Annotated in this window: 14 protein-coding genes; 6 read left to right on the plus strand and 8 right to left on the minus strand. The window is 73.1% G+C overall.

What is annotated here, in order from left to right; genetic code table 11:
* Positions 1-643: 643 nt before the first annotated feature.
* The 4 genes from SXIN_RS08960 to SXIN_RS08975 all read right to left on the minus strand — a co-directional run bounded on the left by SXIN_RS08960 (position 644) and on the right by SXIN_RS08975 (position 4,451).
* Positions 644-1,615, minus strand: coding sequence for a tetratricopeptide repeat protein (locus SXIN_RS08960; protein WP_039822231.1), 972 nt, complete (start codon positions 1,613-1,615; stop codon positions 644-646).
* A 135-nt stretch (positions 1,616-1,750) separates the two neighbouring features.
* Complete coding sequence (locus tag SXIN_RS08965) at positions 1,751-3,451, minus strand: coenzyme B12-dependent isobutyryl-CoA mutase large subunit (protein WP_019709970.1); 1,701 nt, start codon at positions 3,449-3,451, stop codon at positions 1,751-1,753.
* Between the two features lie 79 nt (positions 3,452-3,530).
* Positions 3,531-3,863 (minus strand): DUF3817 domain-containing protein, encoded by a 333-nt coding sequence (locus SXIN_RS08970; protein ID WP_019709971.1) that lies wholly within the window; start codon positions 3,861-3,863, stop codon positions 3,531-3,533.
* Between the two features lie 78 nt (positions 3,864-3,941).
* Positions 3,942-4,451, minus strand: a complete 510-nt coding sequence (locus SXIN_RS08975; protein ID WP_019709972.1) for a MarR family winged helix-turn-helix transcriptional regulator — start codon at positions 4,449-4,451, stop codon at positions 3,942-3,944.
* A gap of 164 nt (positions 4,452-4,615) precedes the next feature.
* On the opposite strand from SXIN_RS08975, the gene SXIN_RS08980 reads away from it, so the two are divergent.
* The gene (locus tag SXIN_RS08980; protein WP_095756830.1) at positions 4,616-5,677 is read left to right on the plus strand and encodes an ArsR/SmtB family transcription factor; all 1,062 of its coding nucleotides are present in this window, start codon (positions 4,616-4,618) and stop codon (positions 5,675-5,677) included.
* A 45-nt stretch (positions 5,678-5,722) separates the two neighbouring features.
* Here the strand turns inward: SXIN_RS08980 and SXIN_RS08985 are convergent, their stop codons facing one another.
* Positions 5,723-6,067, minus strand: a complete 345-nt coding sequence (locus SXIN_RS08985; protein WP_019709973.1) for a DUF3817 domain-containing protein — start codon at positions 6,065-6,067, stop codon at positions 5,723-5,725.
* Positions 6,068-6,324: 257 nt separating this feature from the next.
* Here SXIN_RS08985 and SXIN_RS08990 point away from each other — a divergent pair, with 257 nt between their 5' ends.
* The 4 genes from SXIN_RS08990 (at position 6,325) to SXIN_RS09005 (ending at position 9,003) form a co-directional block, all read left to right on the plus strand.
* Entirely contained in the window at positions 6,325-6,963 is a 639-nt protein-coding gene (locus tag SXIN_RS08990; RefSeq protein ID WP_019709974.1) for an AIM24 family protein, read from the plus strand.
* The gene (locus tag SXIN_RS08995; protein ID WP_019709975.1) at positions 6,963-7,613 is read left to right on the plus strand and encodes an AIM24 family protein; all 651 of its coding nucleotides are present in this window, start codon (positions 6,963-6,965) and stop codon (positions 7,611-7,613) included. Before SXIN_RS08990 ends, SXIN_RS08995 begins: the two co-directional genes overlap by 1 nt.
* The gene (locus SXIN_RS09000; protein ID WP_019709976.1) at positions 7,610-8,395 is read left to right on the plus strand and encodes an AIM24 family protein; all 786 of its coding nucleotides are present in this window, start codon (positions 7,610-7,612) and stop codon (positions 8,393-8,395) included. Before SXIN_RS08995 ends, SXIN_RS09000 begins: the two co-directional genes overlap by 4 nt.
* 134 nt (positions 8,396-8,529) lie before the next feature.
* Complete coding sequence (locus SXIN_RS09005; RefSeq protein WP_019709977.1) at positions 8,530-9,003, plus strand: MarR family winged helix-turn-helix transcriptional regulator; 474 nt, start codon at positions 8,530-8,532, stop codon at positions 9,001-9,003.
* Positions 9,004-9,015: 12 nt separating this feature from the next.
* Here SXIN_RS09005 and SXIN_RS09010 read toward each other — a convergent pair whose 3' ends face one another.
* Together SXIN_RS09010 and SXIN_RS09015 are read right to left on the minus strand one after the other, a co-directional pair.
* Positions 9,016-10,476, minus strand: coding sequence for a sensor histidine kinase (locus tag SXIN_RS09010; protein ID WP_095756831.1), 1,461 nt, complete (start codon positions 10,474-10,476; stop codon positions 9,016-9,018).
* Entirely contained in the window at positions 10,476-11,135 is a 660-nt protein-coding gene (locus SXIN_RS09015) for a response regulator transcription factor (protein WP_019709979.1), read from the minus strand. The genes SXIN_RS09010 and SXIN_RS09015 overlap by 1 nt, the downstream gene beginning before the upstream one ends.
* A 106-nt stretch (positions 11,136-11,241) precedes the next feature.
* Between SXIN_RS09015 and SXIN_RS09020 the strand changes: the two genes are divergently transcribed.
* Positions 11,242-11,721: a PepSY domain-containing protein gene (locus tag SXIN_RS09020; RefSeq protein WP_095756832.1), complete on the plus strand. Its 480-nt coding sequence runs from the start codon at positions 11,242-11,244 to the stop codon at positions 11,719-11,721.
* 118 nt (positions 11,722-11,839) lie between these two features.
* Here SXIN_RS09020 and meaB read toward each other — a convergent pair whose 3' ends face one another.
* Entirely contained in the window at positions 11,840-12,796 is a 957-nt protein-coding gene (meaB, locus tag SXIN_RS09025) for a methylmalonyl Co-A mutase-associated GTPase MeaB (protein WP_019706344.1), read from the minus strand.
* Positions 12,797-12,857 lie beyond the last annotated feature (61 nt).

Genomic DNA, 12,857 nt, shown 5'->3' on the forward strand with positions numbered 1-12,857 from the left:
CGATCACCCCCGAGCGACAACCACTGGCCACGCTCTCGCGCAACCTCCTGGACAGGACCCGCTCCGCGGCGGGTACCCCCCTGTCCAAGGCCGGCATCACCCACGCCGGCCTGCCCGGTGGGGACCCGTCCCGTGGCACCGGCTGGATGCGGTACTGCGGGACGAGACCGAGCGTGGCCGATCGTGGTGCATATCCGTCTGTCACACAAGGGGTTCATTACTTGCGAGTAATGAGCAGATGACGAGCGGCGGTCCGGACCGCCCGGATCCGGCACTGTCGGTCGTCGCGGTTCGTCACGGCACTTCCGGAATGACCGGACAGAACCGGACGAAGGAACGACCCGCTCTTACTGGCAGTAACAGCGAGGGCGATCACCAAGTTTTGGCAAAGTGCGGTCTCCGAGGTGTGGAGATCCGGACACCCGGCAACGCGCGCCCGGCCGCCGGCGGCTCCGGAGGGTGCGGTACCGGCCGGACACCGTACGGGGGCCGGCACGGGGCCGGACAGCGCAGCGGGGCCGGACGGCGGCCACCCGCGGAGGTCTCCCCGCCGGGTGGCCGTCGTCCGGCCCCGCGTTGTCACCTTCCCACCTGCGCGGACGCGATCCGGCGCCCGCTCTTCCGGGCCGCGCCCGGACCGCGCCTAGAACAGCACGCGCGCCAGCGCGGTCCGGGCCTTGGTCACCCGGGGGTCGTCCGCGCCGATGACCTCGAAGAGCTCCAGCAGACGCAGTCTCGCCCGCTCCCGCTCGTCACCGGCGGCGCGCCGGACCGTCTCGACCAGCCGCCCGAAGGCGTCCTCGACGTGCCCGCCGACCAGGTCGAGATCGGCGGCGGCGATCTGGGCGTCCACGTCCGCCGGGTTGTCGGCCGCGGCCTTCCGCACGGCCTGCGGGTCCGCGCCCTGCACCCGCTGGAGCAGCTCCGCCTGGGCCAGGCCGAGCTTGGCCTCCGGGTTGGCCGGGTCGTCGCTGAGGACGTTCCGGTAGGCCTGGATCGCGCCGCCCAGGTCACCGGTGTCCAGCGCCTCGTGCGCCGCCGCGAGCGCCGCGTCGTACGGACCCGCGGGAGGCTCGGGAGCGGGCTGTTCGGCCGCGCCCTCCTCCCCCGCCCCGAGGGGTTCGCCGACGATGCCGAAGCGCTCCTCGGCCACCTGGATCAACTGGTCCAGCACCTGCCGGATCTGCGCCTCGGGGGCCGCCCCCTGGAACAGCGGCAGCGCCTGCCCCCCGACGACGGCGAAGACGGCCGGAATGCCCTGGACCCCGAACTGCTGGAAGAGCATCTGGTTGGCCTCGACGTCGACCTTGGCCAGGACGAAGCGGCCGCCGTACTCCGCCGCCAGCCGCTCCAGCACCGGGCTGAGCTGCTTGCAGGGCTCGCACCACTCGGCCCAGAAGTCGATGACGACCGGCACCTGGGCCGACCGCTGGAGCACCTCCTGCTCGAAATCCGCCTCATTGACATCGATCACGGCGGCCGGAGGCGCGGCAGCCGTCCGGCCCTCACGGGCCGCCTCGGCGCGCGCCTGCTCCGCCTTCTGCCTGGCCTCCCCGGCGGCCTTCACGGCGGCGAGGTCGACCACTCCACTCATGGACATGTTCCGTGGCTGCATGGGTACATCCTCCCCTCTCCGGGCGCCGATCGGAAAAGCGCCGTGAGACCGCACGCGGATCCGGCCGCCCGTACGGCCGCCGGAGCCGCGGCGGGCGCGGCGGACCGGCGGGGACGGACGGCCGGCGGGCCTGTCTCAGAAGCCGGCCGGCTCCGTGTAGACGCCCCACTCCTCGCGCAGCACGCCGCAGATCTCGCCGAGCGTGGCCTCGGCCCGTACGGCCTCCAGCATGGGCTCGATCATGTTGCCGCCGTCCCGGGCCGCCGCGAGCATGGCGTCCAGGGAGGCGCGGACCGCGCCCTCGTCACGGGCCGCCTTGCGCTCCGCGAGCACCCGGACCTGCTCCCGCTCGACCTCGTGGCTGACCCGCAGGATCTCCAGGTCGCCGGTGACGGAGCCGGTGTGGCAGTTGACGCCGACGACCTTCTTGTCGCCCTTCTCCAGCGCCCGCTGGTACGCGAAGGCGGCCTCGGCGATCTCGCCGGTGAAGCAGCCGTCCTCGATGCCGCGCAGGATGCCCGAGGTGACCGGCCCGATCGGGTGCTCGCCGTGGGGTACGGCCCGCCGGCCGCGCTCCTTGATCTGTTCGAAGATCTTCTCGGCGTCGGCCTCGATCCGGTCGGTCAGCGCCTCGACGTACCAGGAGCCGCCGAGCGGATCGGCGACGTTGGCGACGCCGGTCTCCTCCATCAGCACCTGCTGGGTGCGGAGCGCGATCTCGGCGGCCTGCTCCGAGGGGAGCGCCAGGGTCTCGTCGAGGGCGTTGGTGTGCAGGGAGTTGGTGCCGCCGAGGACGGCGGCGAGCGCCTCGACCGCGGTCCGCACGACGTTGTTGTACGGCTGCTGGGCGGTGAGCGAGACCCCGGCGGTCTGGGTGTGGAAACGCAGCCACTGCGCCTTCTCCGTCTTCGCCCCGTAGACGTCGCGCATCCAGCGGGCCCAGATGCGGCGCGCGGCGCGGAACTTGGCGATCTCCTCGAAGAAGTCGAGGTGCGCGTCGAAGAAGAAGGACAGGCCGGGTGCGAAGTCGTCCACGTCCAGGCCGCGGGAGAGGCCCAGCTCGACGTAGCCGAAGCCGTCGGCGAGGGTGTAGGCGAGCTCCTGCGCCGCCGTGGAGCCGGCCTCGCGGATGTGGTAGCCGGAGACGGAGAGGGGCTTGTACGCGGGGATGTTCCGCGCGCAGTGCTCCATCAGGTCGCCGATGAGGCGCAGATGCGGCTCGGGCTGGAAGAGCCACTCCTTCTGCGCGATGTACTCCTTGAAGATGTCGGTCTGCAGCGTGCCGTTGAGGACGCCCGGGTCGACGCCCTGCCGCTCGGCGGCGACGAGGTACATGCAGAAGACGGGGACGGCGGGGCCGCTGATCGTCATGGAGGTGGTGACGTCGCCGAGCGGGATGTCCTGGAAGAGGACCTCCATGTCGGCGGCGGAGTCGATGGCGACACCGCAGTGGCCGACCTCACCGAGCGACTTGGGCTCGTCGGAGTCGCGGCCCATGAGGGTCGGCATGTCGAAGGCCACCGAGAGGCCGCCGCCGCCGGCCTCCAGGATCATCTTGTAGCGCTCGTTGGTCTGCCGGGCGTTGCCGAAGCCTGCGAACTGGCGGATGGTCCAGGTGCGGCCGCGGTAGCCGGTCGGGTGGAGACCGCGGGTGAAGGGGTACTCCCCAGGCCAGCCGATCCGCTCGAACCCGGGCACGGTGCTGCCCGGGGGCGGGCCGTACACGGGGTCGACCGGGTCGCCCGAGAGCGTGGTGAAGTCTGCGTCCCGCTTGCGGGCCGCGTCGTACCGGGCCTGCCAGCGGCGGCGGCCTTCTTCGAGAGCGTCGGAGTCCATGCCGCCAATTTACTTGGACGTCCTACTATCTGTCGATGGCAGCCCGCCGCGGACCACGGGCCCGCGGCGCCCGGCCGTTCTACGCCTTGGCCGCCACCGGGGTGCCGTCCGTGACGAGCGGTTCCACCTCACGGGTGATCCTGCGCTCGACGAAGAAGGCGGCGAGCGGGATGGTGCCGGAGAGCAGCACCCAGAGCAGCTTGCCGAAGCTCCACTTGGCCTTGGAGCCCAGGTCGAAGGCGAAGATCAGATAGATGATGTACAGCAGGCCGTGCGTCTGGGACACCACGAAGGTGAGGTCCTCGCCGCGGCCGAAGCCGTACTTGAACACCATGCAGGTGCTGAGGACCAGCAGCATGACGGCGGTGACGTAGGCCATGACCCGGTACCGGGTCAGCACGCTCTTCTTCATGCCGTCGAGCCTAACCGGAGCCCGCGGCGAGCCCGCCGCTGCCCCGGCTCCGCCCGGGCCCGGGCCGGCGGCCCGCGCTCACTCCTCCTCGAAGTCGCCGGCCGCGACGCGCAGCGGGCGGAGCAGCGCGAAGATCTCGGCGCACTCCTCGGCGTCGTACACGCCCAGCCCGAAGTCCATCGCCATCAGATCGCGGGTGGCGGCCTCCACGACCTCGCGCCCCTTGTCGGTGATGGTCGCGAGCGTGCCGCGGCCGTCGTTGGGATTCGGCCGCTTGGCCACCAGACCGGAGCGGACCAGCCGGTCGACGGTGTTGGTGACGGAGGTGGGGTGGACCATCAGCCGCTCACCGATCTTGGACATGGGCAGTTCGCCGGCCTTGCTGAAGGTGAGCAGCACCAGGGCCTCGTACCGGGCGAAGGTGAGGCCGTACGGCTTGACGACGGCGTCCACCTGCCCGAGCAGGATCTGCTGGGCCCGCATGACCGAGGTGATGGCGACCATGGACGGTACGGATCCCCATCGCTGCTTCCAGAGTTCGTCGGCTCGGGCGATCGGGTCGAACGACAGGCTGAGCGGCTTCGGCACGCCTCGACCTTACCGGCCGGTCATATGGTGGTCAGCCCCGTTCCGCATACCGGTCAACCCGGTGTGCGGGAAGACCGGCCGGGCATGTGCCCCCGGCCTCGGGGTAGATCATCCCCGACATGCTTTCGGACAGGAACGAAAACCTGGCGGAGAGGGCGGACCCTATGCCGTTCCATCTGCGATGCGGGCCCGACGACGCGCCGCACTGCCGGTTCGCGGTCTCCCCGCTGTGGGAGACGCGGAGCGCCGTGCGCGCCCTGGACCGCCCCGGCCCGCCGGGCGCCCGGCTGCCGTGGCTGCGCAGGATCCAGGTGGCGGCCTCCGGGCTGAACCTGGCGCCGCTGTCGCTGCTGACCCCGGCCCGCGGCTGCGGCCCCCGCTTCCTCGCCCCGCGCCCCGCCGACCCGTACACCCGGATCGAGGACGAACTGGCCCGGGTCCGGGCGACCGACCCGGCCGCGGCCCGGGCGGAGCTGGAACGCGCGCTGGCCGCGACCCCGGGCGCGGCCGTCAGCCTGCGCGGACGGCGGATGCTGGAGGACCCCGGCCGGGCCGTCAAGGAGCTGGCGGACCTGCTGGAGCTGGCCTGGCGGGCGCTGATCGAGCCGGACTGGCCGCCGCTGCACGCCCTGCTGGAGGCCGACGCCGCCTTCCACGCGCGGCGGCTGTCCGGCGGCGGGCCGGAGGGGCTCTTCGCCGAACTCCACCCGGACGTGTCCTGGAGCGACGGCACGCTGACGGTCGCGCACGCCGAACCCCCGGAGCACGGGACGGACGGCGCGGAGGGCGCAGAGGGCACGGAGGAGACGGACCGGGCGGGTGGCGCGGACGGCACCGGGGGAACGGCCGGCACGGCCGGGCCCGGCCTCCTGCTCGTCCCGAGCGTCTTCTGCCGGCCGGGCCCGGCCGCCGGCGCCGGGGTGCCGTGGGACCGGGCGCTGGTCTACCCGGCCCGCGGCCTCGGCGGGCTGTGGGAATCCGCCTCCGGCGAGCAGCCGCCGGAGGTGCTCTCCCGGCTGCTCGGCCGGGGCCGCGCGGCCGTCCTCACCGCGCTGGAGGAGCCGGCGAGCACCACGGGCCTCGCCCGCCGGCTGGGCCTGGCGCCCTCCTCCGTCTCGGCGCACCTCTCGGCGCTGCGCGACGCGGGCCTGCTGACCTCGCACCGCTACGGCCACCAGGTGCTGTACGAGCGCACGCCGCTCGGGATCGCGCTGGCGGCGGGCTGACGGCCCGGGGAGGGCGGGTCGCCCCCGGGGACCGGCGGAAGCGGCTCAGGCGTTGACGACGCCCTCGCGGCGGGCCCGGGCGGCGATGACCCCGGCCTCCTCCTCGCGGCGGAGCATCCGCTCGGCCCAGAAGCCGCCGACCGGGATCAGCGAGAGCACGAAGTAGACCAGCGGCTGCTTCACCGGCCACTTGGTGCGGTTCCAGGCGTCGGCCAGGAAGAGCAGGAAGAGGATGACCAGCACGCCGTGGATCGCGCCCATCACCGGCACCGCGTTGAAGTCGGTGGTGCGCTTGAGCACCGAGCAGACCAGCAGCAGCAGGTAGGAGACCGCCTCCACGGCGGAGACCAGGCGGAGTCGGCGGACGGCGGATGCGGTCTTGATGTCCACGGGCGGGAACCTCTTTCCGGACGGAACGGGGGCTGGGATCGGGGGGTGGGACCGGGCCCCGGGGTACGGGCCGGGTCCGGGGGCGCCCATGCGGCGAGCGGCTTGTGAACGCCCGCACAAGCGCGTCCATTCTGACAGCCGCGCCGGGCGGAGGGCCGCCCGGGTGGGCCGGTGTGACATTCCCTACGGCCCGCGGGCCGGTCCTCGTACGGGAGATCCCCTGTCGGTACTCCCCCGGGGCGGATACGGTCGGGTCTGTGGCGCAATTCCGACTGCAAGGCAGCAAAGTACTCGCCGTCGACCTGGCCGGAGAGGCCGTCAAGGCGAAGAACGGCGCGATGGTGGCCTACGACGGCCGTATGGACTTCAAGAAGCTGAGCGGAGGCGGCGAGGGCCTGCGCGGCATGGTCACCCGCCGGCTCACCGGTGAGCAGATGGAGCTGATGGAGGTGCGGGGGCAGGGGACCTGCTGGTTCGCCGACCGGGCCACCGAGATCACCCTCGTCCCGCTGCACGGCGACACGCTCCATGTGGAGGCGAGCAATCTGCTCGCGGCCGACGCCGGTCTCCGCACCGGCACGACCTTCACCGGGCTGCGCGGGGCGGCCCAGGGCAACGGCCTGTTCACGACGGTGGTCGAGGGCACGGGCCAGGCGGCGATCATGTCCGACGGGCCGGCGGTGGTGCTGCGGGTGTCGCCGGCGTATCCGCTGCGGGTGGACCCGGGGGCGTACGTCGCCCACACCGGCAAGCTGCGGCAGGATTTCCAGTCCGGCGTGAACTTCCGCACCGTGCTGGGCGAGGGCTCCGGGGAGTCGTTCCAGATCCGCTTCGAGGGCGAGGGGCTGGTCTATGTGCAGCCCAGCGAGCGCAACACGGTCGGGGGGCAGCTCTGATGCCGTTCCGGGAGATCAACTCCAAGATGGTCGAGGCGCGGATCACGCCCGGGCAGCGGCTGTTCAGCCAGCGCGGCGCGATGCTCGCCTACCGGGGGCAGGTCAGCTTCACCCCCAGCATCGCGGGCGGCCAGGGCGGGGTGATGTCGATGATCGGCCGCCGGGTGGCGGGCGAGGCGGCGCCGCTGATGACGGTCGAGGGCGACGGCACCGTGATGTTCGGGCACGGCGGCCACCACATCCAGGTGATCGAGCTCTCCGGTGACACCCTCCATGTGGAGGCGGACCGGCTGCTGGCGTTCGACGGGACGCTCCAGCAGAAGCCGGTGTTCCTGGGCTCGCAGGGCGGGGTGATGGGCATGGTGCGGGGCCAGGTCACCGGCCAGGGGCTGTTCACCACCACCCTGAGCGGGCACGGATCCGTCGCGGTGATGGCGCACGGCGGCGTCATCGAACTGCCGGTCTCCCCGGACCGTCCGGTGCACGTCGACCCGCAGGCGTACGTCGCCCACCACGGGGACCTGCGCAACAAGCTCTCCACGGCGCTGGGCTGGCGGGACATGGTCGGCCGCGGCTCGGGAGAGGCCTTCCAGCTCGAACTCTCGGGCACCGGCGCGGTGTTCGTCCAGGCATCGGAGGAGAAGCTGTGACCGGTCCGGCCGTCTTCGACCCGCAGACCCTGCCGGCCAACGACAACGTCAACGACTACACCTTCTGTGTGGACCTGAACGGCCAGTGGTTCCTGCAGAAGGGCAAGATGATCGCCTACTACGGCGAGATCGCCTTCGACGGTGTCGGCCACGGCCGCCTCGACCGGCTGGTCGCCGGCAGCTTCCACTCCCCGCTGCACGCGGCGGACTGGGTGGTGGCCGAGGGCCGGGGCAAGATGCTCCTCGCCGACCGCGCCTTCGACGTCAACTCCTACGACCTGGAGGACGGCAACCTCACCGTCCGGTCGGGCAATCTGCTGGCCTTCGAGCCGGGGCTGTCGCTGAAGCAGTCGATCATCCCGGGCTTCCTCACCCTGATCGGGACGGGGAAGTTCGTCGCCGCGTCGAACGGCCCGGTGGTCTTCGTGGAGCCGCCCGTCCGGGTCGATCCGCAGGCGCTCGTCGGCTGGGCGGACTGCCCCTCCCCCTGCCACCACTACGACCACGGCTATCTGCGCGGGGTGCTGGGCGGCGTACGCGCCCTGACCGGGCTCGGCGGGGCCTCCGGTGAGGAGCACCAGTTCGAGTTCACCGGGGCCGGGCAGGTGCTGCTGCAGTCCACCGAGCAGTTGATGGACGAGCTCGCCACCGGCGCCGTCCCGGGGGAACCGGGCGTCCCCGGCGGCGGCCCCTCCGGCGGCCCGGGTTCCGGCTCCCCGGCGCCCCAACTTCCCCAGCTGCCGGGCGGCCTGGGAGGACTCCAGCGCCGCTTCGGACTGTAAACGCGGGTCTCCGGAGTGTAACGTTTCGAACGCGTGCCCGCACCGAGCAGTTGCACGAGGGAACACCGGGGGCGGTGCGAAGCAAGCAGTCCGCCATTGGTCCGTATTTCAACTTTAATAGGTAGAATATTCATATGGAGACCGAGACGGCCACCCGCTGGCTCAGCGATGAGGAACAGCGTGCCTGGCGCACCCACCTGGACGTCAGCAAACTGCTGATGCACCAACTGGAGAAGGATCTGCAGCCGTTCGGCCTGACCATCAACGACTACGAGATCCTGGTGAACCTCTCCGAGTCCGAGGAATCGCGGATGCGAATGAGTGATCTCGCCGACGCCACCCTCCAGTCGAAGAGCAGGCTCTCCCACCAGATCACCCGCATGGAGAACGCGGGCCTGGTCCGGCGGGAGAACTGCGAGTCCGACCGCCGGGGGCTCTACGCCGTGCTGACCGACCACGGAGCACAGGTCATGCGGGAGGTCGCACCGCACCATGTCGCGTCCGTACGGCGGCACTTCATCGATCTGATGCCTCCCGCGGAGCTGACGGCCCTGCGCGAGACGCTCACCCCGGTCGCGGAGCACCTCCGCGAGCAGCGCGCCGGCTGACCGGCCACCCGGTCACCGCCCGGACCCGGCGTCCGGGCCGCTGCCGCTCACGGAGACCCCGGCGAGCGGCAGCCGCAGCCGGAACACCGCGCCGTCGGCCACCACCAGCGTGCCGCCGTGGCGCAGCGCGATGTCCCGCGCGATGGCGAGGCCCAGTCCGGCCCCGCCGTCGTCGCGGCTCCGCGCGTCGTCGAGACGGACGAACCGTTCGAAGATCCGCTCGCGCTGGTCCGGGGGGACCCCCGGCCCGTCGTCCGACACCTCCAGCACCGCCCAGGCGCCGTCGCGCCGCAGCGAGACGGCCACCTCGCGGCGGGCATGACGCCGCGCGTTGTCCAGCAGATTGCCCAGCACCTGCGCCAGCCGGCCGCGCGACCCGGTGACCTCGCACCCCGACTCCACCGCCACCCGCACCGGCAGGCGGTCCCGGCGCTGGGCGACCTCCTCCCGCACCAGCGTCCCGAGGTCCACCACCCGGTCCGGCGGGCGCTCCCCCGCGTCCAGCCGGGCCAGCAGCAGCAGATCCGCGGCCAGTGCCTGCAGCCGTACGGTGTCGGCGACGGCGCCCGGGACGTCCAGCAGTTCCGGGTGCGCCTCCCCCACCTCCAGCTGGGTACGCAGACTGGCGATCGGGCTGCGCAGCTCGTGCGAGGCGTCGGCGACGAACTTCCGCTGCCGCTCCACGGAGGACTCCAGGGCCGTCAGGGTCTCGTTTGTGGTCCGCGCCAGCCGTTCGACCTCGTCACCGGAGCCGGCCACCGGCACCCGGCGGGAGAGGTCGGCCGAGGCCGTGATCGCGGCCATCTCGCGGCGGATGCCCTCCACGGGGCGCAGGGCGCGCCGGGTCGTCTGCCAGGTCGCGGCCGCCACCACGGCGAGCAGCGGCAGCAGCCCGGCCAGCATCGCCGTGCGGACCGTGCCCACCGCCTCCTGCTCGGTGGCGAGCGGGGCGCCCGCGTGGACGGTCACGGTCTCGCCCCGCGGGGTGGTGGCCTCCACCGAGGCGAAGCGGTAGGCGGCCGTTTCGCCGTCCACGGTGGCGGTGCCGGAACGGGTCCCGGTGTCCTCCGACACCTCGCCGCTTCCGGGGTCGTCGTCATCGTCGCCGCGACCGCCGTGGTCGTCGTCGCGGTCGTCGTCATCGTCACCCGTCGGGGACGGCCCGGGTTCGGGGGTGACGCCGGCGCTGCCGGTGCCGGTCACCGCCTCCAGCCCCTCACTGGCGGCGCGCGGCCGCCCGTCCTCGTCCACCACCTGCACCGGCTGCTCCCGGTCCGGCAGCTCCAGGCTGCCGTACGCCCGTCCCGCGGCCACCTGGGAGGCGATCTCCCGGGCCGCCAGCCGCGCCTCCAGATCGGCCCGGCCGAGCAGGTTGTCCCGCAGCACCCACAGCACGGCGGCCCCCGCGGCGACCAGGGCGACGGCGACGACGAGCGTGGCGCCCAGCGCGGCCTTCGCCCGTACGCTCCTCATCACCGGTCCACCAGCCGGTAGCCGGCCCCGCGCACGGTGGCGATGCGGGAGGCACCGAGTTTGCGCCGCAGGGTGCTGATGTACACCTCGACGATGTTGGGGTCGCCCTCGTAGGCGAAGTCCCAGACGTGCTCCAGGATCTCGCCCTTGGACACGACCTCGCCCGCCCGCACGGCCAGCTGCTCCAGCACGGCGAACTCCTTCGCGGTGAGGGTGATCTCCTCGTCCCCGCGCCGCACCCGGCGGGCCGCGGTGTCCACGGTCAGCGGCCCCGCGGTCAGCACCGGGGAGGCGGTGCGCCCGCGCCGCCGCAGCAGCGCCCGGACCCGGGCCACGAGCACGACGTAGGAGAACGGCTTGGTCAGATAGTCGTCGGCGCCCGTGTCGAGGCCCTCCGCCTCGTCGTACTCGCCGTCCTTGGCGGTCAGCATCAGGATCGGGACCTCCGCGCCCGCGGCGCGCAGCGCGGCACACACCCGGTAGCCGTTCATCCCGGGCAGCATGATGTCGAGCACCACCAGGTCGTGGACTCCCTCCAGCGCCCGGTGCAGCCCCTCGCGGCCGTCGTGGACGACGTCCACGGCGAAGCCCTCCGCCGTCAGCCCCTTGGCCAGTGACAGAGCCAGCCGTTTCTCGTCCTCCACGATCAGCAGGCGCACGCCCTCAGTCTCACGTACCCCGCCTGAAGAGAATTTCAGGTGGCTTCAGCGGGGCTTCAGCATCGTCCCGGCACGGTGGTCACCACACCGACACGGGAGGCAGATCATGAAGCGGAACATCGTCATCGCGGCCGCCGCCGCCACCGTCCTGGCCGGCGGCGGAACGGCCGCGGCCGTGGCGGCCGCCGGGGACGCGCCGTCACGGCCGGGCACGGCGGCCGGCGAGGGCCCGGAGGACTCCGGACGGTCCGGCGACGACGACCGGGAACGGGCCGGGACCGCGCGGACCACCGTGGCCGAAGCCGTCCGCGCGGCGCTGGAGGCCCGCGCCGGCACCGCCGCCTCGGCCGAACTGGACGACGAGGACGACCGGACGGTCTGGGAGGTCGAGGTCCTGGGCCGGGACGGCACCTGGTACGAGGTCCGGGTGGACGCGGACAGCGGCAAGGTGACGGGCGTCGCCGAGGAGGACGAGGACGGCGGCGCCCGCGACAGGGACGACCGGGACGGCGGCAAGGACGACGACCGGGACGGCCGGGAGGACGACGAGCGCGACGACCGGGACGACGACCGCTCCGGCGGCTGAACCGCCCCCGTCCGGGGGTGCCTCTGGGGCGGCGTCCGCCACGCGACGACGGCGGCGCCGGTCCCGCACGGACCGGCGCCGCCGTTCGTGATGCTCCGGGCCCGGCCCCCGGAGTCCCTCAGCTCTCGGTGACCCCGGCGACCAGCTCGTCCGCGGCCGTGTACGGATCGAGCGTCCCGTCCACGATCCGTTCGGCCAGCGCGCCGAGCCGCCGGTCGCCGCGGAGGTCGCCGATCCGCTCCCGCAGCGCGGTCACCGCGATCGTCTCCACCTCGTGGGCCGCGCGGGCCCGGCGCCGCTCGGTGAGCGCGCCGCGCTCCTCCATCCAGGCCCGGTGCTTCTCCAGCGCCTCGACGACCTCGTCGACGCCCTCGCCCCGGGCCGCGACGGTCTTCACGATCGGGGGACGCCAGTCCCCCGGCGACCGCGCCTCGCCCAGGCCGAGCATGTGGTTGAGCTCCCGGGCGGTGGCGTCGGCCCCGTCCCGGTCGGCCTTGTTCACCACGTACACGTCGCCGATCTCCAGGATCCCGGCCTTGGCCGCCTGGATGCCGTCGCCCATGCCGGGGGCCAGCAGCACCACGCTGGTGTCGGCCTGCGAGGCGATCTCGACCTCGGACTGGCCGACGCCGACGGTCTCCACCAGGACGACATCGCAGCCGGCCGCGTCGAGCACCCGGATCGCCTGCGGGGCGGCCCAGGCCAGTCCGCCGAGATGGCCGCGGGTGGCCATGGAGCGGATGTAGACGCCGGGGTCGGAGGCGTGGTCGCCCATCCGCACCCGGTCGCCCAGCAGTGCGCCGCCGGAGAACGGGGAGGAGGGGTCGACCGCGAGGACCCCGACCCGCTTCCCGGCCCTGCGGTACGCGCTGACCAGCGCCGAGGTGGACGTGGACTTGCCCACCCCGGGTGAGCCCGTCAGCCCGACCACGTACGCGTTGCCGGTCAGCGGCGCGAGGGCGGCCATGACCTCACGGAGCTGCGGCGACGCCCCCTCCACCAGTGAGATCAGCCGGGCCACGGCACGCGGGCGGCCCTGCCGCGCCTGCTCGACCAGGGTGGGGACGTCGGCCATCAGTCAGTGCTCCGTCTCTCTCAATCTCTTCGGGCCCCGCGGGATGGTCCGGGGGCCGCGG

The organism is Streptomyces xinghaiensis S187, assembly GCF_000220705.2.
In the GTDB taxonomy this organism is placed as follows: Bacteria; Actinomycetota; Actinomycetes; order Streptomycetales; family Streptomycetaceae; genus Streptomyces; species Streptomyces xinghaiensis.